The organism is Mycobacterium colombiense (assembly GCF_003284935.1).
Taxonomy (GTDB): domain Bacteria; phylum Actinomycetota; class Actinomycetes; order Mycobacteriales; family Mycobacteriaceae; genus Mycobacterium; species Mycobacterium arosiense_A.
On the sequence record NZ_QMEV01000022.1, the window covers coordinates 1 to 19,885 of the forward strand.

Genomic DNA, 19,885 nt, shown 5'->3' on the forward strand with positions numbered 1-19,885 from the left:
CGGCCGGTTGACCGGCGAATGCGGCTGGTGGGGTTGCCATTTGGGTGCGCGCCAAGATGTCGGTGGCGCGATCCTGGTCGGGAGCGGCCAGGGCGCCGTAGGCGGCCGCCGCCAGGTCACCGCAGGTGAGGTAGCGCTCGGCGGGGTCCTTGGCCATGCCGCGGGCGATCACGCCGTCGAAGGCCGCCGGGATGCTGGGACGCGCCGCGCTCGGGCGCGGGATCGGTTGATGGACGTGTGCGCCCATCACGCTGAGCTGGTCACCGGTGTAGGGCGGGGAGCCGGTCAGGCATTCGTACAGCACGCAGGTCAGGGCGTAGATGTCGGCCTTGTGGGTGACGTCGGAGTCGCCGAACCTTTCCGGGGCCATGTATTTGGCGGTGCCCACGGTGGTGCCGAATTGCGTCAGCTTTTCGTCCGACGTGGCGCTGGCGATGCCGAAATCGACGAGGTAGGCGAAGTCGTCGGCGCTCACCAGAATGTTTTCCGGCTTCACGTCCCGGTGCAGGATCCCGGCCGCGTGCGCGGCGTCGAGCGCCGAACCGATCTGGCGGACAATCGCTATCGCGCGCGGCGGGGAGATCGGCCCGTACCGCTTCAGCATGCTGGCCAGGTCTTTGCCGTCGATCAGCCGCATGTCCACGTAGAGCTGGCCGTCGATCTCGCCGAAGTCGTGGATGGGGACCACGTGCGGTTCGTGCAGCCGCCCGGCGGTGCGCGCCTCGCGCTGCATCCGCGAGCGGAACACCGGATCGTTGGACAGGGTCCGCGACATCAGTTTGAGGGCCACGATGCGTTCGCGGACGGTGTCCTCGGCCTCGTAGACGTCGCCCATGCCGCCGCGTCCGACCAGCCGGCCCAGCCGGTACGGCCCGAACTGCGTCCCCTCCCGCGTGTCCGCGGTCGCCTCACCCATCGAAGACTCCTCACCCGCCAGCCGTGCCCGCAAACCGACGACCGGCGCCCTCACGCGCCCGGCCAGTCACTGCGCCGAATCCGCGTACGCGGTGGCATGCAGGCATAAGGCTAAGGTTTTCGCGGCCGCGGGGCACGGCGAATAGCGAAAGCCAGCTAATTCGACGGCGCGCTATTGGCGGTTGTCGTCGTCGCCGGTGGCGCGCTCGGTGAGCCCTTCTCGGGCCAGGGCCCGGACGAATCCGTAGGCCTGCATCCCGGCCGGGCCGGGATTGTCGAAGATCCATTCGTTGATCTTTTCCAGCGCGTTGGCGAGGTCGTCGCGCTTGACGCGCACCAGGTAGGTCTTTCGGTCGTCGTCGGGATCCTCCAGGGATTCGGCGACCGCGACCGGATTTCTGAACGCGTAGGCGATCCCGTGCACCGCGTCGTGGTTCAGGGCCCAGTGAATTTCACTGGGGCGCAGCCGGTTCACCGCAAGATTGCGGTAGTCACGGTCGTCGTCTGAACTGCTCACCTGGCCGGTGATCCTTTTCTGTGTGCATCGGGAAAGTGGACAGCGATCAATTGAAGGGAGGTCGCGCAAAGCGATTCGCTCAGCGTTCATAGCGGGCATTTTCATCATAGGAAGGGGCGCCGTCGGCTGCATGCCGAGCGCGTTGCGCGCGCACGTGCGATCCGGCGAATGCCGCGGGGTTCAGCGGCGATATTTCAAATACAGATAGCCGTCGCACACCAGCGCGTGCTCGAGGCTCATGGTGACGGGCGCGGGCAGGCGCGCCGGATGCAGCCGATGGCCCACCGGTTGGCTCGCCGCCAGTTTCGGGGCGAGCGTCACGCAGATCTCGGTGACGGCGTCGGCCTCCACCAGCTCGTCGAGCAGCGTAGGTCCGCCCTCGCACAGGATGCGGTGCATGCCGTGTTCCCGCAGGGTCGCGACGGCGCGGGACACGTCGACCGAGTCTTGCCCCGCGACCAGGAGGTGTTGTCGGTCGTCATCGGGGTCAAACCGCGCCGCGGTCCGCGCGCAGGTCACCAGGATCGGCGGCTGGTCGGGATTCCTGAACAGCCGGGCCGGTAGCTCACCGCTGCGGCTCACCACGGCGATCGGCGGCGGTTGCGCCCGCCCTTCGTGATGCCGCCGCGCCCGCGCCGCGTCGCTGAGCGCTACCGGGCCGTAGTTCTCGGCGCGGGCGGTGCCGGCCCCGACCAGCACGACGTCGGCGAGGCCACGCAGGATTCGCAAGAGCCGCTGATCGGTGGGGCACGACAGGGGACCGGCACGCCCGCCGAAGGCCGCGGCGCCGTCGGCGCTGAAGATCATGTTGGCGCGCACCCCGTCCGGGGGATCGGCATAGAAGGGCGCGAGCTCGATGATGCTCGGGACGGCGCTGACCCGGGGTGACTCGGCCACGCGTCAGGCCTCGTGGCCGGGCTGCAGCTCGCGCACGTCGCCGAACGACACCCAGGTTTCCAGTTCCCGCGGCGGACTGCCGCCCATCGGTGCGAGCAGGTGCCCGACGTGGTCACCCAGCGTGAAACGTTCCAGGATCTCGCCGACGAACCACGCGGCGGCGTCGTCGAGGATCGGCATCCGTTCGGGGCCGCGGTGCCAGGAACAGCGGTCGAACTTGTCGACCTTGTCGCTGGTCTGGCTGCCGAAGAGCTCGACCACATCGAGGTGGTCGTGGTCGAACACGTGCACGGCCAGGTGTGAGGCGTCGCGGGCGACCCGGAAGGTGTGGTTGCGCTTGGACAGCCCGACCAGGAAGCGCGGCGGGTGGATGCTGGTCTGGCTGGCAAAGCCCACCAGGCAGCCCGCCGGGGTGCCGTTGGCCTGCGTGGTGACGACGAACATCGGATAGTTCAGCAGCGCCACCAGCTTGTCGAATGCTTCGGTTTCCGGGTCGGCCATCCGCTCAGTCTTCCCCGTCCGGCCGCCGGGGAATCGCGATCCCGCGATTTGCCCGCCGGCGGGCGACGGCGCAGGGCGGTGACATTCGCCGATGTCCCGCGCGATTCCGGTTGCGTGGCAACCTCATTGGTGCGGCGACGCGATTGGTGCGACGACGCGCCGAATCAGGTAGGCGGCGGCGCCGAGGCCCAGCACCACCACACCGGAGAGCACCGACCACATCGGCATCGCGAACGCCAGCACCACGCAGCCGAGCAGCCCGATCACCGCGATGGCGCGGTGGGGCCGCCCCTCGTCGCGGCCGAGGGTGAACGCGGACGCGTTGGCGATGGCGTAATAGATCAGCACGGCGAACGAGGAAAACCCGATGGCGGCACGCAGGTCGGCGGTGGCGGCCAACATCGCCACGACGACGCCGATCAGCACTTCCGCGCGGTGGGGGACACCGAACCGCGGGTGCACCGCGGCCAGCGCGTGCGGCAGGTGGTGATCTCGTGCCATGGCGAACGTGGTGCGCGAGACCCCCAGGATCAGCGCGAGCAGCGAGCCCAGCGCCGCGATCACCGCCCCCGCCCGCACGAACGGCACCAGCCAGCCGATCCCCACGGCCCGGGCCATCTCGACGAGCGGGGCGGCGCTCTGGGCGAGGCGGCCCGGCCCCAGCACCGACAGCGCGGCCACGGCCACCACCGCGTAGACGGTCAGGGCAATGGTGAGCGCCAGCGGTATCGCGCGCGGAATGGTGCGCGACGGGTCGCGCACCTCCTCGCCCAGTGTGGCGATGCGCGCATAGCCGGCGAAGGCGAAGAACAGCAGCCCCGCGGCCTGCACCACACCAGCGAGGCTCGCGCCGCTGAGGCGCGGCCACTCCGGTCGGGCCGCGCCGGCGGTGAACGCGGCGACGACGACGGCGGCGAGCACCGCCAGCACCGCGGCGACGATGAGGCGGGTCAGCCAGGCCGATTTCTGCACGCCGCCGTAGTTCACCGCGGTGAGCGCGACCACCGCCGCGACGGCCACCGCGTGCGCCTGCGCCGGCCACGCATAGACGCCGACGGTCAGGGCCATCGCCGCGCACGACGCGGTCTTGCCGACGACGAAGCCCCACCCGGCCAGGTATCCCCAGAAGTCTCCCAACCGTTTTCGGCCGTAGACGTAGGTGCCGCCCGACGCCGGGTAGCGCGCCGCCAGTCGCGCGGAGGAGGTGGCGTTGCAGTAGGCCACCACCGCGGCGGCCGCCAGGCCCAGCAGCAGTCCCGAGCCGGCGGCGCGCGCGGCCGGCCCCAGCGCCGCGAAGATGCCCGCCCCGATCATCGACCCCAGCCCGATCACCACCGCGTCGAAAACGCCGAGGCTGCGGCGCAATTCGTCGTCGCCGGCCGGCGGGGCGCTCCTGGGCACTCGGTCTCCTCGCGGGTCGGAGAAATGGTCACGCCGGGGTCTCACCTCGCGCGGAGCCTAACCTATCAAATCAATTTGATGTATTGTGCCGAAGCATGGCTACGGCCGATCGAGCGGACGTCCCACCGGTGCTACAGCTGGCGGCGCACCCCCTGCGGTGGGCGTTGCTAAGCCAACTGGCATCCGGGGACCACCGAGTGCGGGAACTGGCCGCCGCCGTGGGCGAGCCGCAGAACCTGGTCTCGTATCACTTGCGGCTGTTACGTTCCGCCGGACTCGTCGATGCACGACGTAGTAGCTTTGATGGGCGCGACACCTACTACTGGTTGAATCTGACGAAGTGCGCCACGGCATTTCGTGAGGCTGCCGGGGCTTTGCATCCGGCGTTGGCCCCCGGCCCTCCCGTCCCGGTCGCTCCGCGGTCGGTGTTGTTTTTGTGCACCGGCAACAGCGCGCGGTCACCCATGGCCGCGGCGCTGCTCGAGAAGCGCGGCCAGGGTCGCATTCGAACCGCGAGCGCGGGCAGCCACCCGAAGCCCGACCTCCACGTCAACGCGATCCGGGTAATGCGCGACGAATACGGCATCGACCTCAGCGGCGCCCGGCCCAAATCCCTGGCCGCAGTTTCCCGGCGCCGCTTCGACTGCGTGATCACGCTGTGCGACACAGTGCGTGAATACGCGCACGAACACGACCTGGCGACCACGATGCACTGGAGCCTGCCCGATCCCTCGGCCGCGGGCGGCGGCTACCCGCAATTTCTGCGCGTGGCAGGCGAATTGAGCCGGCGCGTCAGCTTTTTAGTGCCCGATCCAAGCCGCACGGGCGGGCGCCGGTGATGGCGCTCAACCGGCGTCAGTTCGGCAAATGGGCGGGCGTCGCGGTGGCGGCCGCGGGAGGCGCCGGCGTCGCGTGTACGCACCCCTCGCCCCAGGGCCCACCCGGCGGCAAGGCCGACTACACGCTGCGGATCGGCGCGGGGAAGGTCGAGCTGGCGCCGGACCGCATCGTGTCGACCCTGACCTACAACGGCCAATTTCCCGGTCCGCTACTGCGATTCAAGGAGGGCAGGCGCACCTGGGTCGACGTCTTCAACGACACCGATGCACCCGAGCAATTGCATTGGCACGGCCAGCACGTCGGCGTCGACGTCGACGGCGCCGCCGAAGAGGGCACCCCCGACATACCCGCACATGGCATGCGCCGGATTTCCTTCGTCCCCGGCCCGGCGGGCCTGCGCTTCTACCACACCCACGTCGTCCCGCGCGCCGACCTCTCGCGCGGCCAGTACAGCGGGTTGGTGGGCCCGGTCTACATCGAGCCCGCGCACGACGCCGGTGCGTACGATCAAGAAATCTTCCTGACGCTCAAGGAGTTTGAGCCCGCCTTCAGCCGCGGGGGCGACATGGCCAGCGACTTTCTGGCCGGTGCGCAGGATCAAGACCTCAAGGACAGAGGCGAGTCGGCGATGGCTGCCTCGCTGGCGCGCGGCGAGGCACCCGGCAACGAGGTCGGGTACGGGGCGTTCGCGATCAACGGGCGGATGCTGGGCCATGGTGATCCCATTCGCGTCCGAGCCGGTCAGCAGGTGCTGCTCCATGTTCTCAACGGCAGCGCCACCGAGACACGCAGTGTGGCCCTGCCCGGCCACACCTTCACCGTCGTCGCGCTGGATGGCAATCCGGTGCCCACGCGGGCGGCGGTGCCGGTGTTGTGGCTCGGGGCGGGCGAACGGATATCGGCCGTCGTCAGCATGACCAATCCGGGCGTGTGGTTGCTGGGCGATCTGTCCGACGACGACCGCGGCCATGGAATGGGCGTCGTCGTCGAATATGCCGGGCGCGGCGGCGATCCGCAGTGGGCGGCGCCCCCGCCGTTCACGTGGGACTACCGGTCGTTCGGCACACCTCGGCGGGCCGACGCGCCACCGGCCGACCACACCATCGACATGTTGATCGAGAAACGCAACGCCGCCGACAACGGTTTCAATGTCTGGACGATCAACGGCACTCCTTTTGCGATGGACGCCAACAAGCCCGTGCTGCGCATCGAGCGCGACAAGCGTTACCGGCTGAGGTTCCGCAACGCCAGCGACGACCTGCACCCGATGCACCTGCACCGGCACACGTTCGAAATCACCCGGTTCGCGGGGACGCCGACCGCCGGCGTCCGCAAGGACGTCGCCATGCTCGGCGGCTACCAGAGCATGGAGGTCGATTTCGTCGCCGACCAACCGGGTCTTTCGCTGCTGCACTGCCATCAACAGATCCACATGGATTACGGGCTCATGCTGCTGCTCGACTGCAACTGAGCGCCCCTAGCCCAGCGGATCGTTCTGGCGCACCCCGCGATACATGCCCCACCGCACGATCCACGGCATCACCACCCGCTCGACCGACCAGGACGGGAAGCGGAAGGCGTGGCCGGTGGGCAGGAAGACCTCCAGCCCGTTGGGCTGTATGCCCACCAGCGAACCCCAGCGCCGCGTCGGCGCCCGGTAGGTGCGTAACGGTCGGCCGGCGAAGTCGGCGAGGACATTGCGCGCCACCAGGGCATCGCCCCGGTTGCGCGCCGAGCTGCGCAACGGATCGGTCGCCGCGACGTCGCCGACCGCGAACACGCCGCGGTGGCCGGGCACCCGCAGTTCCGGCGTGACGCGCACGAACCCCCGCTCCTCGAGCAGTTCGGCGGGCAGCCACTCGGTGTTGGGCCGCACTTGCCCGATCGCCCACAACACGGCGTCGGCGTGGGCCGTGGGTTGCCCGGTGCTCCAGTCGACCGGCGCGCTGGTCAGTTCGTCGCCCGCGAAACCCTCGGTCAGCACCGCGCGGTGCCCCGGGTGCAGGCCGACGCCCAGCTGGGTCAGCCGGCGGCGGATCCGCTGCCAGATCCGCGGATGGTGTCCCGCCAGGGCGGAGTCGCCGGGGAAGTACAGGTCGATCCGCTTGTCCGGCCACGTGGTCGCCATGTTGAGGGCGCTGCTGACCGCCGCGGCCCCGCCGCCCACCACGGCCACCGACGTGGCGGCGGCCAGCCGATCGTGGGCGGCGCGCAGCCCGGCGCCGATCTCGGCGGCCGACTGCAGGGTCGGCTGGCGCCAAAAGCCGTTGCTGACTCCGGTCGAGATGATCAGCGCGTCGTACGCCTCGGCGATGTCGGCGCCGTCTTCGGTGCGGCCGAAGACGGTGTGGGCCCCCAGGTCCACCCCGGTCAGGATGGCCTGCACCGTTCGGACGCCGTCGAGGCGGCGGAACCGGTCGAACGGGATCCAGTAGTCGCGGGCCCAGTCGTGCGGACGCGCGAGCCGCACGCCGAGTTCCTGACCGCTCACCAGCGCGGGTTTGGCCGAGATTCCGACGACGTCGGCCTGCCGGGACAGGCGGATCGCCGCGAGGACGCCGGCGTCCCCGAGCCCGGCGACGATGACACGCTTGCGGTTCATGCCGTTATCCTGCCCTGCGTAGATTGCGGGCGAGCCGGTGACCGATCCGAGAGCGAGGGGGTACGTCAGTTGATCGTCTCGCGCCGAATCGACAGCCCGGACCTGGGGGAGTCCGGGGTGTTGGCGCATCCGCGGGTGAGCGCCGCGCTGCGCGCCTTTCTGACTGCGATGGTGCGGGCGTCGGCCCCCCGTCCCGCCGCGGCCCGGCGCGCCGCGAAGGACTTCGAGAAGGCTCTGATTCCGGCGGTCGTCGCGGAGATCCGCTGGTCGTTCACCCGGCCGCGCACCTGGTTGATGGGTGTGGTGGCCAACGTGGTCTTCGCCGCCGGCTGGTTGCTGGTGCAGCCGCTGACGCCGGTGGGCCGGCACCCCGACTGGGTGATTTTGGTGGGCACCTACTTTTCGTCGTGGGTCCTCGCCGATGTCACGACCACCAATTTCCTGGGCGCCGACCATTACCGGATCCTGCGGGGTTTGTCCGATCGCGTGCCTTTCTGGCGGATCCTGTTGATCAAGAACCTCGCCCTGCTCGCGATCGTCGGCGTGCCCACCCTGTCCGCCGCGGTGGTGTTGACGCTGTGGCTGGAAACGCCTGCGCGGCTGGGCATTACGATCCCCACCGTCGCGGTGCCCATCGTCTCCTGGCTGGGCGTCGGAAACCTCATCTCGGTGCTACACCCGGTCAGTGTCGAGCCGTTGATCCGGCGCTGGCGCCAGCGCCGCGACCTGCGCCGCACCCGCAGTTGGGTGCTGGCCCTGACGCTGCCCTATGCGCTGTACTACGTGGCCGACCCGATGAACGGCGTGGAGCACCGCGTCTTGTGGCAGCAGGCGCCGGCGCTCATCTGGCCCGTGTTCGGGCGCGACACCAAAAGCTTCGTCCACCTGGGCATCGCCATGACGGTGTGGGTCGCCGGCAGCGTGGCGGCGGTGTACTGGGTGCGCCGGCGCGGATTGCTGATCCGCTAGGACACCTGGGGTTTGATGTCTTCGATGACCCACCGCGCGTAGTCGAGGTATTCGTCCACGCCGCTCACGGCGGGGACGGGAACCGCGGTCACGGTCACGCCCTGCTCGGCGAGCCAGTTCAACCGGTCGACGATCTGTGCGGCACTCATGCCCGGCCGGTCGCTCGCTCGTCGGGCGACGTGCCCCTCGCCGACCCGGTTGGTGCCCAGCCCGTGCATCACGTCGAATTCGTGGCCGTCGTAGGAAGGTTGGGACTTGAGGTAGTCGAGTCTCTCGGCGATCCGCTCGGGCGGGGTGAGAAAGGGCCACCACCCGGTGCCGAACGTGGCCGCCCGGCGCAGCGCGGCGTCGGCGTCGCCGCCGATCCAGATCGGAAGATGCGGTTGTTGAACGGGTTTCGGCTCGAAGGCGATGTCGGAGAACGACACATACCGGCCTTCGAATCGGGGTGCATCGCTGGTCCACAGTTCGACGATGGCGGCCAGATACTCGTCGGCGATGCGGCCCCGTTCACCGAAGGGCACCGAGAGCAGCTCGAACTCGCGGGCCAGCCACCCCACGCCGAAGGTCGCCATCATCCGGCCCCCGCTCATCCAGTCCGCGGTGGCCAGCGCCTTGGCCAGCACGATGGGATGCTGCAGCGGCAGGATGGTGACGCAGGAGTTGATGGCAACCCGCTCGGTGGCGCCCGCGATGAAGGCCTGCGCGGTCGTGGAGTGCAGATAGTGCGGCCCGGACAACTCGACATGGTCGGTGGGGATGACGAGATGCTCGGGCACCGCGATCATGTCGTAGCCCCACCGGTCGGCGCATTGCATCATGCGGCGCTGATCGGGCCCGGTGACCGCCGCCTCCCACGGCTGCGTAATCGCCTTGACGCGCAGCAGGTGCGGAAGGGGAAAGGCGAACTTCACGCGCGTCCCAGCCAGCGGTCCATGTCCTCCAATCTAGGGGCCGGTGTTGTTAACCTGGCGACATGGACTCCGAAATGGACCCTGCCAGCCGAAAGCTGACGAACGCGGCGTTGGCCGCCACCAGCTGGGCGCTGCTGGGCATGATGTCCTACGAAGAAGAGGTTTCGGGCTATGACCTCAAGAAGTGGATCGACTGGAGCGTCGACCTCTATTACTGGAGCCCGTCCTACAGCCAGATCTATACCGAGCTGAAGAAGCTGGAGGCGCTGGGACTGGTGACCTCACGCGTCGAACGCGACGAGGGCACCCGCACTCGGCGGCTCTACAAGATCACCACGGCCGGCATGGATGCCGTCACCGAGTGGACCAATCACGCGCCGGTGGACCCGCCGGTGCTCAAACACAGTGTGCTGCTGCGGGTTACGTTCGGGCACCTCAGTAACCCGAGTCGGCTCAAGGAATTACTGCAGGAGCATGTGGCGTACGCCGAAGCCAGGCACCGCAAGGCGGTCGAGGACGCCGAGGGAGCCGAGGCGGAACCGGCATGGGCGTACTCGGTGCTCGCGCTGCGCTGGGCGGCCAAGTACTACGCGGCCGAACGTGAGTTCGCGCTGGAGATGATCAAGGAGATCGACGAGGCCGACGCCATCCTGCAGAGCGCCGAGAAGGGTGGCTTGGGGAAGCCCCGTCCCAAGCCCGGGAATTGGCGCGAAATCGAGAAACAGGTCCAGGCCAAGCGCGAAGCGGATTAGGTCCGGCGGCGGCGACGGTTGCGTCCGCGCCGGCTGTCCGCCCCACCCTGACGGGATTACGGATACCGATAACGCATACCGAAACCCATTGTGTCACTGTGGTTTCAGTGGTCACAGCGTGGGGTTTTTTGTCGGTGGGTGTGGCTAGTTTGGCGGTGTGACCGATCAGCGGGATGTCGACGGGGTGTTCGAGGCGCTCGATGCCGCCTGGAATCGCGTCTGCGCGCTCGACGTCGACGCGCTGAATCCGCGCCAGCAGCTGGCGGTGCTGGAGCGGTGCGAAAGGCTGCGCCGGCGCATTCCCGCCGTCGAGCATCCGCTGATCAATTCCCTGGCCCGCCAGGCGCCGTCCCTGGAATTGGGCGGCACGGTGGTCTATGCCCTCGCCGAGGCCACCCTGATCAGCCGCGCCGAAGCCTCCCGGCGCCTCAAAGAGGCACGCGATCTGGGCCCACGCCACGGCCTGACCGGCGAACCCATCCCACCCGCGCTGGCCGCCACCGCCGCCGCCCAACGCGCCGGCGCGCTGGGGCCCGCCCAGGTGAGCGTGATCCGCAAGTTCTGCCACGCCCTGCCCGGCTGGATCGACATGCCGACCCGCGAGCGCGCCGAAGCGCGATTGGCCCAGGAGGGCAGCCGGTTTCGCCCCGAACAGCTGGCCGCGCTGGCCACCACCCTGGCCGACTGCCTCAACCCCGACGGCACGTACACCGACGAAGACCGGGCGCGTCAGCGTGGGCTGAGCCTGGGTAACCAGCAGGCCGACGGCATGTCGGCGCTGCGCGGCTGGCTGACCCCCGAAGCGCGTGCGACGCTGGAGGCCGTGTTGGCCAAGTTGGCCGCCCCGGGCATGTGCAACCCCCTCGACGAAAGTCCGTGCGTGGACGGCGCACCCACCCAGGAAGCCATCGAACACGACCCGCGCTCGGCGGCCCAGCGCAACCATGACGGCCTCAACGCCGCATTGCGCGGCGTGCTCGCCTCCGGAAAGCTGGGTCAGCACAACGGGTTACCGACCTCGATCGTCGTCACCACCACGCTCCAAGAGCTGGAGGCCGCCGCCGGGCGCGGCCTGACCGGCGGGGGCACCATCTTGCCGATGAGCGACGTGATCCGCCTGGCCCGCCACGCCCATCACTACCTGGCGATCTTCGACAAGGGCAAGGCGCTGGCGCTCTATCACACCAAACGCCTGGCCTCACCCGGGCAGCGAATAGTCTTGTACGCCAAGGACCGCGGCTGCTCACACCCGGGCTGCACCGTGCCCGGTTACTATTGCGAAGTCCACCACGTCACCGACTACGCCGCGTGCCACACCACCGACGGTAACGACCTCACCTTCGCCTGCGGCCCGCATCACCGACTGCTCAAACCCGGCGGCTGGACCACCCGCAAAACCGCCCGCGGCGACACCGAATGGAGACCGCCGCCCGAACTCGACCGGGGCCAGCCGCGCCTCAATAGCTTTCATCATCCCGAGAAACTGCTCCGCGATGGAGACGACGACGAGGGGGCGGGCCCGGGGGAGGAGTGACCCCCGCGCTCGCGACGGCCGGGTCCCGCGCCGCCTCCTTGGCCGCGATGTAGCCGTACACCAACCCCTGCGCAATCGTCGCGCCCGCACCCGGATACGTCGCGCCGAACGCGTTGGCGGCGGTGTTGCCGATCGCGTACAACCCCGCGATCGCCCCGCCGTCCTCGCGCAACACCCGCGCCCGCTCGTCGGTCCGCAGCCCACCGCAGGTGCCCAGATCGGACAGCACCATTTTCACCGCGTAAAACGGGCCGTTGACCAGCGGACGCAGGTTCGGGTTCGGCTTGTTGGTCGGGTCCCCGTAGTAGCGATCGTAGGCGCTGCGTCCGCGGCCGAAGTCGGGATCCTCACCGGCGGAAGCGTTTTGGTTGAATCGGGTCATGGTCGCGAAGAACTCCGACACGTCAACGCCGATCCGGGCAGCCAGGTCGGTGAGGTTGTCCGCGCGCGCCGCGATGCCGGCGTCATACCACCCCTGCGGGATGCGCATCCGCGGAAAGAGTTCGGCGCCAAAGACGTAACTGTTGCGATACTGCTGATCGAAGACGATCCACATCGCCTCCACCGGACTACCCGAGCGCTCCAGCTCCAGCAATCGCTGCCCGAACGACATGTAGTCCGTCGCTTCGTTGGCGAACCGGCGCCCATGCTGATCCACGATCAGGCACCCCGGCAGCGAGCGCTCGGCCAGCATCACCACCGGCGCCTTGCCCGGCAACGGCGCGACGGCCGGAAACCACCACGCCTGATCCATCAGATCGATGCCGGCCCCGATTTCCTGTCCCGCGCGGATCCCGTCGCCGGTGTTGGCGGTCGTGCCGAGGCTGAGGTGGGCGCCCAACGATTCGGATTGGAACTTCCAGCGCATGTCCATGCTGTGGTCGAAACCGCCGGTGGCAAGCACCACGCCGCGCCGCGCGGTGATGGTCACCTCGTGGCCGTCGTGCTCGACGACGGCGCCGGTTACGCGGTCGCCATCGCGGGCGAGGCGCGCCAGTGCGGTGCCCGTCCACACCGGGATGCCGGCGCGCAGCACCCCGGTGAACAGCCCGGCCATCAAGCCTTGTCCGCCCGCGGCGTAACGCCGGCCCACCATCCGGCCGCCCACGCCCTGCGCCAGCCGCTTGCCGTAGGTCGGAATTCCCTTGCGTGGCATGCGGGTCACCAGGTTCATCCAGCGATAGTCGGCGCCCGTCGTGGGCATCGGAACGGTGACTTCCATCAGGCCGGGCTCCAAGCGGGTGCGGTACTCGCCGAGCAGCGAGGTGTCGAAGGGGCGGCATTCGCAGGTGCGGCCCGCGGCGCTGCCGCCCGGTTCCTCGGGGTGGTAATCGGAGTAATCGCGGGCCCAAAACAGCCGCAGCGGTGTCGTGCGGCGCAGCATGTCGACCGTCGCGGCCACGTGTGCCACGAACGCGGCGGACCGCTGCGCGGGCGCCGAGCCCGCGACCACCGCGTCTAGGTAGGCACCGGCGCGCTCCGCGGTGTCGCCCGCGTTCGCCTCCGTCAGCACCGGGCTGGCCGGCAGCCACAGCGCGCCGCCGGACCGGGCGGTCGATCCGCCCACGTACGACGATTTCTCCACGATCAACACCGACAGCCCCAACTCGTGCGCCGCCAGCGCCGCGGCCATGCCGGTACCGGAGCCGACGACGAGCAGGTCAACGCATGCGTCGGCCACGGGAAGTCCGGCGGGAATCGTCGCGCTGTGCGTCCTCACGTCGGCAACGGTAGGCCGTGACGTCGCCGGGCAGGAATAGCCGTCCTGATCAGTGGAACAAGGGGTCCCGCGAACGGGCCGCAGCGAGTTTAATCAGGCGTATGACGTCGCACATCGAGGCCGACGAGGTTCGTCTGATAGAAGCGCAGGCCGCGCCGACGCGGTTCGCCCGCGGCTGGCACTGCCTGGGCCTGCTCAGGGATTTCGGGGACGGCAAGCCCCACGCGATCAACGCCTTCGGGCAGAAACTCGTCGTCTTCCGGGGCGGTGACGGCAACATCAATGTGCTCGACAGCTATTGCCGCCACATGGGGGGTGACCTGTCCCAGGGGGAGGTCAAGGGCGACGAGATCGCCTGTCCGTTCCACGACTGGCGGTGGGGCGGCGACGGGCGGTGCAAGCAGGTGCCCTACAGCCGGCGCACCCCCAAACTGGCCCGCACCCAAGCCTGGACCACGCTGGAGCAGGACGGCATGTTGTTCGTCTGGAATGACCCCGAGCGCAAACCGCCGCCATCGGAGGTGACGATCCCGCGCATCGAGGGAGCCACCAGCGACCAGTGGACCGACTGGCACTGGTACACCACGGTGGTGGGGAGCAATTGCCGCGAAATCATCGACAACGTCGTCGATATGGCGCATTTCTTCTACATTCACGGCTCGCTGCCGACGTACTTCAAGAACATCTTCGAGGGCCACGTGGCCACGCAATACATGAACGGTGGAAGCCGACCCGACATGGGTGGCACCGGATCGCAGATGTTGGGGACGACGTCGGTGGCGTCCTACTATGGCCCCTCGTTCATGATTGACGACCTGACGTATCACTACGAGCATGGCGACGCCAAGACCATCCTCATCAATTGCCACTATCCGATCGACTCGAATTCCTTTGTGCTGCAATACGGCATCATCGTGAAGAAATCGGATACGCTGCCCGACGATCAGGCCATGCAGACCGCGATCACCCTTGGCGACTACGTCAAACTCGGCTTCGAGCAGGACGTCGAGATCTGGCGACACAAGGCCCGCATCGACAACCCACTGCTGGTCGAGGAGGACGGCCCGGTCTACCAGCTGCGCCGCTGGTATCAGCAGTTCTATGTCGACGCCGCCGACGTGCAGGCGGATATGGTGGACCGCTTCGAATTCGAGCTCGACACTACCCGCCCCTACGAGGCGTGGATGAAAGAGGTCGAGGCCAACATGGCGGCTCAGGCCTGATGTCTTTGAAATCGTCCCTGCGCGAGGACAATCGGCTCGACGAGATGCCGATGGTGCCGGTGACGTGCCGCAACTGTGGTGCGCGGGTGCTGGCACGCAAGAGCAGCTGGAACCAGACCAGCGTGCAGTGGAACGCCGAGGCAACGGCCCAATGCGCTGAACGTGCCGAGGCGCAACAGATTTCGGTGCCCGGCAGTCGCGGCGTGTTCGTGGCATGCTCGGCGCTGAGCGAGTCGATAGTCGACGCGGTGCGACACGGCGCCCTGGCGATGGTCGACGACGGCGTTCCGATCGGGACTTGAAAGTCTCAGGCGCACAGCGGAACCGGTCAGTCGCCGAATATCTCCATTGGTCCGACGTGAGCGCGGTTGATCTTGACCCGCTCCGTCAAGCACCATGATCCATCGGGTCGGCGCCGCCAGGTGTCGTGGTAGTCGCCGATGGTGTAGAACCGCTTCGTCGGGTCAGCCGTCGAGTTCAAGTGCACATCGCGGATATACGCGCGACTGACTGCGCTGTCTCCCGTGACGTCGACGATGACGTTGCCCAAGAGGTGCTGGGTGGGACCGCATCTGTCGAGGTACTGGCGAATCAGTTCGATGATCGCCGTGCGTCCCTGCAGCCGGCCCGTCCCGAGGTCCCCTTGCGCATCCTCGGCAAGGATTTCGGCCGTCGCCGCCCAATCGCGGTCGTCCATGGCCCGGGCGAACCGGATCAGCGCGCGTTGCACGTCACGCTCGTCGCAGAGAGCCTGCAATCGATCAGCAACCATGTCAGGCGTGCGCGCCGCCGTCGATACGGATCTCGGTGCCGGTGATGAATGCGCCGTCGTCGGAAGCGACCATGGCGATCACCGCGGCGACCGAACTCGGGTCGCCCAGGATCTCGTTCTCTGTCCCGTGCAGCAGCGGTGTCTGCTTGGCCCACAGCCCGAGGTCATATCCCTGTGGCATCTTGTCCAGCGTACTCATCGCGAGCGCGGTCGCGACCCCGCCCGGCTGAATGTTGACCGCCCGCAACCCTTGTTTGGAGTACTCGAGGGCCAACGAGTGCGTGAACGACAACACTCCACCCTTGCTGGCCGCGTAGGCCGCCATGTACGGGTGTGCGAATGACGCTGCGGTGGAGGTGAAGTTCACCACCACGCCCCGCCCGGATTCCAGTAGCGCCGGCAGCGCCTGGCGGGTCATCAGGAAGGTGCCCGTCAGATTGACCGCGATGGTGGCGTTCCAGTCGGCCAATGTGTGTTCGTGGGTGTTGGCGCAACGCTGGATGGCGGCCGCGTTGACGAGCGCGTCGAGCCCGCCGAGTCCGATCACCGCTGTGTCGACCGCGGCGGTGACGGCGTCCTCGTCGGAGATGTCCAGGACGGCGGTGCTCAGACGTGTGCCGGTGCCCGCGTCGTCGGCGGCGGCCGCCGTGCGCGCCAAGCCGTCGGGGGCGATGTCGTAGGCGACGACGGTGGCCCCCTCGTCGAGCAGTCGGGCGACGGTGGCTTGTCCGATGCCGGAGCCGGCTCCGGTGACGATGACCCGCCGATCGGCGAAACGAACCATCGGTGCAGACCTTTCCGTCACGTCAGCTGGAACGCGCTGATTGGGGCCTCCTCCGGGTAGGTGGCCGGGCCGCCCAGGTCGTAGGCGGCGTTCAGCGCGCCGATGAACGCGGGATCGTGCAGGGGTTCGCTCGGGATGTCGAGGTTGATGCCCTTGCCCTTGAGGTCGTCGACCATGATGTCGATGGCCTTGTCGACGGTCAGGTCTTCGGAGCCGTCCATGTTCTTCTTGAGTTCGTCGTAGTCGGAGAAGACCTCGGCCGACCAGTGCACCAGAAATCGGAGTTCGTCGGTGTGGTGACGGGCGATCACGTCGTCACCGTTTTTCAGCAGCCAATGCTCGCGGCTTGCAGGGTCTCCGGCGAACACGGTGTCGAACGCCAGGCCGGCCGGAATCTGTTGGTCCAGTGGGCCATTCGCCTCGCCGCGATGCACCATCATCTCGTTCTGCACCACCACGCCGCGGTTGTTGATCGGGGGCAGGATGCGTTGCGGCGCCCTGAGCGGCCCCTGCGGCCAGTAGGTGAAGCCGCTGCCGGCGTCAAGCGAGAACCAGGTGATGACCTGCGCCATTTTGATCAGGTAATCGCGGAACAGCCCGGATTTGCCCATGACGCTGGTAAGCCACGTCGGGGCATTTTCGTGCCGCACACCGCGAAAGCTCGGCGAATCCAGGTGGCCGGGGTCGCGATTCGCGCACGGGCCGTTGATGTTGAACAGCATCAACTCTGGCTTGGCGTACTCGGCGTTCCAGTAGCTCTTGGCCATGTCGAGGAAACGCTCGTTGTAGAAGCAGTCGTGCAGTTGTGGGTAGAGCACCGCGCCGTAGTTGGCGAGGTAGCCGCGGAAGGTCGGGGTCAGGAACAAATCCAGCGACGGGGTGAACCCGTCGGGAAACATGCCGCTCATCGTCGCCATCAATTCGTCGGCGGACGCGAAATGTTGGGCGATGATCAGCTTCCACGGCCCCTGGGTGCGCACGACGTCGAGAAGCCGCTCGCGCTGGTCGTCGGTGTAGACGTGGTCGATTTCGCGGGGCGGGGCGGCCGGCCGCAGCACGTCGGAAAGCTCCATCCGGCGCTCGTCGGTGAGCATCAGCGGTCTCCTTTGCGGTTCAAGGTTGGTTGATTGTGCGCAGCGTCACCGCGATACGGTCGACCGCTGTCCGGTGATCGGGACGTCAAACCGAAGCGGGTGCGCGAACTTGGCGCGCAGCAGCGCCCCGACCTCCGCGATGGCCAGCCGGCCCCGCGCGGTGGCATCGGATCGCATCAGAAAGCCGTGGTACATCCCGGGATAGCGGGTGACGGTGGTCTGCACGTCGGCGTCTCGTAGCCGGTCGGCGTAGCGCTCACCCCAATCCCGGATCGGGTCGCAACCCCCGGTGACCACGATCGCGGGCGGTAGGCCCGAGAGATCGGCCGCATACGCCGGGATCTGATACGGATCCGTGGGTGGTCCGGCGTCGCCATCAACCAGCGTGTGCATGTAGTCGATATCGTCGTGGGCGAGCAGCGGTGCATCGGGCATCGCAGCGACCGAGGCAACGGACATGTCGCGGTCCAGTCCGGGATACAGCAGCACCTGCGCAAAGATGGCCGGTCCGTGGCGATCCCGCGCGGCCAGTGCGACCGCCGCCGCCAGCGAGCCGCCCGCGCTGTCGCCGACGACAGCGAGCCGATCAGCGTCGACGCCCAATTCACCCGCGTTGCGCGACACCCACTCGGTGGCCGCATAGGCATCGTCGAACTGGGCGGGGGGCGGTGCCTCGGGGGCCAGCCGGTAGTCGACGGCCACGACGGTCGCCGCGGCCGCGGCGGCGAGCTCACGCGCCAAGGGTTCGAATGAGCGGTTGGAGCCCATGACCAGTCCGCCACCGTGCAGGTAGATCAACACCGGGCTACCGGATTCCTGTGTCGGACAATAGATCCTGAGCGGGATGTCATCCGGCGCGCCGGGGATGAGAACCTCGGTGACGCGGGCCATCTCGGGCATTGCCTCGGGCGGCGGCGCGGATTCGAGCCCGGCGCGTACCGCGGCCAGGCCCCGTTGCCGCATCGGAGCGATCTCGCCGAACGAGGCGACCCGCGCGGCCGCGTCGGGATCCATTGCATACGGGGTCATGTCGTCGTCACGTCACTGCGGCGCGGACTCGAACCGCGTCTCGGCCCGTAGTTGTGGAGGCTGTTGCGCGGCTAGGACATTCGCGCGCTCGGCCATCGCCGCACCGACGCTGTCCGGGTGGGTGTGCAGGTAGAAGCGGCCCGCGGCGGACTGGCCGAAGATCATTTCGGCGGCTTCCAACGGATCCATGGCCGCCGCCTTGATGCCGAGCATGGTCGAACGTTGGGCTTCGGCGGCGGCCGCGTCGCCGGCCTCGCCCGGTTCGACGCCGCCCGCGGACTCGAAGATGTTCGAGCGCACAGGTCCGGGCAGCACTGCCTGGACGTGGATGTGATGGTGGTGCCCGGTGGCCCGCACCTCGAGGTGCAGGCACTCGGTCAGCGACAGCACCGCGTGCTTGCTCACGATGTAGGGCGCCTGCAAGGGGATCGCCACCACTGCGCCCACTGACGCGATGTTCCACACCCAGGCCTGCTCGTCGGTGGCCACCATTTTCGGCAGAAAGGCACGCACACCGTAGAACACGCCGCTGACGTTGATGTCGATGATGCGCTGCCAGTTGGCCACCGGCGTGTCCCACAGGTAGCCGAACTGCTCGATGCCAGCGTTGTTGACCAGCAGGCGCACCGGTCCGACGTCGCGGTAGGCGCGGTCGGCGAGGTCGCGGAGGGCATCGGGATCGCGCACGTCGCAGACGACGTCGTGTGCCACGCCACCGGCCGCGGACAACTCGTCGCGCAGCGCCGCGACGGCCGCTTCGTCGACGTCGGCCAATACCACCGTCATCCCCAGCCGGCTGGCGTACCGGGCCAGCCCGGCACCGATGCCGGACCCGGCGCCGGTGATGACCGCGACCCCGCCGCCGAACGCTTGTCGAGCGTCCATCACGATGCGCCGGCGCCGCTTTCGGCGTGCAGCTGCGAGAGCAGGACCGAATTGGTGGCGTCGAGGACAACGTCCATCTCGGTGAACTCCAGGCCTAGTGGGCCCGCGCCGCCGCGCTTGACGCCGACGTTGACCGTCCCACTGGACACCGCGAACGGCACGAAGTTCGCGATCTGGTTGACGAAGATGTAGAACCGCGCGCGGGTGGCCCCGTCATCGGAGCCGTCGGAGCCGGTGCGGTGGACGTTGGTGGCGTGGTGCCGCAGCGGGTAGGGGCTTTGCTCGCGGTGCTCGGACAGCCATTCCATCACCGCGTCGCGGCCCTGGAGCTCCGGTGACATCAGCTCTTCGAAAGGGCTTGCGCCGGAATCGCTTCGGGTCAGGTAGCGCACATCTTCGGCGTAACTGGCGGCCAGCTCGTCGTAGTGGGCCTCGTCGTAGTGGTACCAGAAGGATGCGATGAATTCCTGCAATTCCGGCAGCGTGATGTCCTCGCTCATCCCGCCAGTCAACTCCGGGTGTGGCACGGTAACAGC

At 68.3% G+C, this 19,885-nt stretch carries 21 protein-coding genes; 7 read left to right on the forward strand and 14 right to left on the reverse strand.

The window, feature by feature from the left end:
• From DQP57_RS12420 to DQP57_RS12440, 5 genes are all read right to left on the reverse strand, one after another.
• On the reverse strand, positions 1-916 hold a 916-nt coding region (locus tag DQP57_RS12420), incomplete at its 3' end, for a serine/threonine-protein kinase (protein ID WP_133259238.1).
• Positions 917-1,087: 171 nt separating this feature from the next.
• Positions 1,088-1,432: a hypothetical protein gene (locus DQP57_RS12425; protein WP_112633270.1), complete on the reverse strand. Its 345-nt coding sequence runs from the start codon at positions 1,430-1,432 to the stop codon at positions 1,088-1,090.
• A 180-nt stretch (positions 1,433-1,612) separates the two neighbouring features.
• Positions 1,613-2,329: a pyrimidine reductase family protein gene (locus DQP57_RS12430; RefSeq protein WP_112633271.1), complete on the reverse strand. Its 717-nt coding sequence runs from the start codon at positions 2,327-2,329 to the stop codon at positions 1,613-1,615.
• Positions 2,330-2,332: 3 nt separating this feature from the next.
• A complete protein-coding gene (locus DQP57_RS12435; RefSeq protein ID WP_112633272.1) occupies positions 2,333-2,830 on the reverse strand; it encodes a flavin reductase family protein in 498 nt (165 codons plus the stop codon).
• 123 nt (positions 2,831-2,953) lie between these two features.
• Complete coding sequence (locus DQP57_RS12440) at positions 2,954-4,231, reverse strand: APC family permease (RefSeq protein WP_112633273.1); 1,278 nt, start codon at positions 4,229-4,231, stop codon at positions 2,954-2,956.
• 95 nt (positions 4,232-4,326) lie between these two features.
• On the opposite strand from DQP57_RS12440, the gene DQP57_RS12445 reads away from it, so the two are divergent.
• Both DQP57_RS12445 and DQP57_RS12450 read left to right on the forward strand, forming a co-directional pair.
• Positions 4,327-5,070: an ArsR family transcriptional regulator gene (locus DQP57_RS12445; RefSeq protein ID WP_112633274.1), complete on the forward strand. Its 744-nt coding sequence runs from the start codon at positions 4,327-4,329 to the stop codon at positions 5,068-5,070.
• Positions 5,070-6,542, forward strand: a complete 1,473-nt coding sequence (locus DQP57_RS12450) for a multicopper oxidase family protein (RefSeq protein ID WP_112633275.1) — start codon at positions 5,070-5,072, stop codon at positions 6,540-6,542. Before DQP57_RS12445 ends, DQP57_RS12450 begins: the two co-directional genes overlap by 1 nt.
• A gap of 6 nt (positions 6,543-6,548) precedes the next feature.
• On the opposite strand, the gene DQP57_RS12455 is transcribed toward DQP57_RS12450, so the two are convergent.
• Positions 6,549-7,673 carry an FAD-dependent oxidoreductase gene (locus DQP57_RS12455; RefSeq protein WP_112633276.1) on the reverse strand — a complete coding sequence of 375 codons (1,125 nt, stop codon included), beginning with the start codon at positions 7,671-7,673 and terminating at the stop codon, positions 6,549-6,551.
• A 69-nt stretch (positions 7,674-7,742) separates the two neighbouring features.
• Between DQP57_RS12455 and DQP57_RS12460 the strand changes: the two genes are divergently transcribed.
• Complete coding sequence (locus DQP57_RS12460) at positions 7,743-8,642, forward strand: hypothetical protein (RefSeq protein WP_430918996.1); 900 nt, start codon at positions 7,743-7,745, stop codon at positions 8,640-8,642.
• Here DQP57_RS12460 and DQP57_RS12465 read toward each other — a convergent pair.
• Complete coding sequence (locus DQP57_RS12465; RefSeq protein WP_112633277.1) at positions 8,639-9,556, reverse strand: TIGR03619 family F420-dependent LLM class oxidoreductase; 918 nt, start codon at positions 9,554-9,556, stop codon at positions 8,639-8,641. The genes DQP57_RS12460 and DQP57_RS12465 overlap by 4 nt on opposite strands.
• Positions 9,557-9,618: 62 nt before the next feature.
• Here DQP57_RS12465 and DQP57_RS12470 point away from each other — a divergent pair, with 62 nt between their 5' ends.
• Positions 9,619-10,308, forward strand: coding sequence for a PadR family transcriptional regulator (locus DQP57_RS12470; RefSeq protein WP_112633278.1), 690 nt, complete (start codon positions 9,619-9,621; stop codon positions 10,306-10,308).
• A 157-nt stretch (positions 10,309-10,465) separates the two neighbouring features.
• Entirely contained in the window at positions 10,466-11,842 is a 1,377-nt protein-coding gene (locus DQP57_RS12475) for an HNH endonuclease signature motif containing protein (protein WP_112633279.1), read from the forward strand.
• Here the strand turns inward: DQP57_RS12475 and DQP57_RS12480 are convergent.
• Complete coding sequence (locus DQP57_RS12480; protein ID WP_240631748.1) at positions 11,766-13,562, reverse strand: 3-ketosteroid-delta-1-dehydrogenase; 1,797 nt, start codon at positions 13,560-13,562, stop codon at positions 11,766-11,768. The two genes, DQP57_RS12475 and DQP57_RS12480, sit on opposite strands and share 77 nt — an antisense overlap.
• A gap of 101 nt (positions 13,563-13,663) precedes the next feature.
• On the opposite strand from DQP57_RS12480, the gene DQP57_RS12485 reads away from it, so the two are divergent.
• Both DQP57_RS12485 and DQP57_RS12490 read left to right on the forward strand, forming a co-directional pair.
• The gene (locus DQP57_RS12485; protein WP_112633280.1) at positions 13,664-14,785 is read left to right on the forward strand and encodes a Rieske 2Fe-2S domain-containing protein; all 1,122 of its coding nucleotides are present in this window, start codon (positions 13,664-13,666) and stop codon (positions 14,783-14,785) included.
• Entirely contained in the window at positions 14,785-15,087 is a 303-nt protein-coding gene (locus tag DQP57_RS12490; protein WP_112633281.1) for a ferredoxin, read from the forward strand. The genes DQP57_RS12485 and DQP57_RS12490 overlap by 1 nt, the downstream gene beginning before the upstream one ends.
• 26 nt (positions 15,088-15,113) lie before the next feature.
• On the opposite strand, the gene DQP57_RS12495 is transcribed toward DQP57_RS12490, so the two are convergent.
• Genes DQP57_RS12495 through DQP57_RS12520 form a run of 6 tightly spaced genes read right to left on the reverse strand, consistent with a single transcriptional unit; the run spans position 15,114 to position 19,849 of the window.
• Positions 15,114-15,557: a nuclear transport factor 2 family protein gene (locus DQP57_RS12495; RefSeq protein WP_240631749.1), complete on the reverse strand. Its 444-nt coding sequence runs from the start codon at positions 15,555-15,557 to the stop codon at positions 15,114-15,116.
• Position 15,558: 1 nt separating this feature from the next.
• Entirely contained in the window at positions 15,559-16,341 is a 783-nt protein-coding gene (locus tag DQP57_RS12500; protein ID WP_112633282.1) for an SDR family NAD(P)-dependent oxidoreductase, read from the reverse strand.
• Positions 16,342-16,358: 17 nt separating this feature from the next.
• Complete coding sequence (locus tag DQP57_RS12505; RefSeq protein WP_112633283.1) at positions 16,359-17,435, reverse strand: hypothetical protein; 1,077 nt, start codon at positions 17,433-17,435, stop codon at positions 16,359-16,361.
• Positions 17,436-17,480: 45 nt separating this feature from the next.
• The gene (locus DQP57_RS12510; RefSeq protein WP_112633284.1) at positions 17,481-18,464 is read right to left on the reverse strand and encodes an alpha/beta hydrolase; all 984 of its coding nucleotides are present in this window, start codon (positions 18,462-18,464) and stop codon (positions 17,481-17,483) included.
• A 12-nt stretch (positions 18,465-18,476) separates the two neighbouring features.
• Positions 18,477-19,349: an SDR family NAD(P)-dependent oxidoreductase gene (locus DQP57_RS12515; RefSeq protein ID WP_112633285.1), complete on the reverse strand. Its 873-nt coding sequence runs from the start codon at positions 19,347-19,349 to the stop codon at positions 18,477-18,479.
• Positions 19,349-19,849 (reverse strand): nuclear transport factor 2 family protein, encoded by a 501-nt coding sequence (locus DQP57_RS12520; protein ID WP_112633286.1) that lies wholly within the window; start codon positions 19,847-19,849, stop codon positions 19,349-19,351. Before DQP57_RS12520 ends, DQP57_RS12515 begins: the two co-directional genes overlap by 1 nt.
• Positions 19,850-19,885 lie beyond the last annotated feature (36 nt).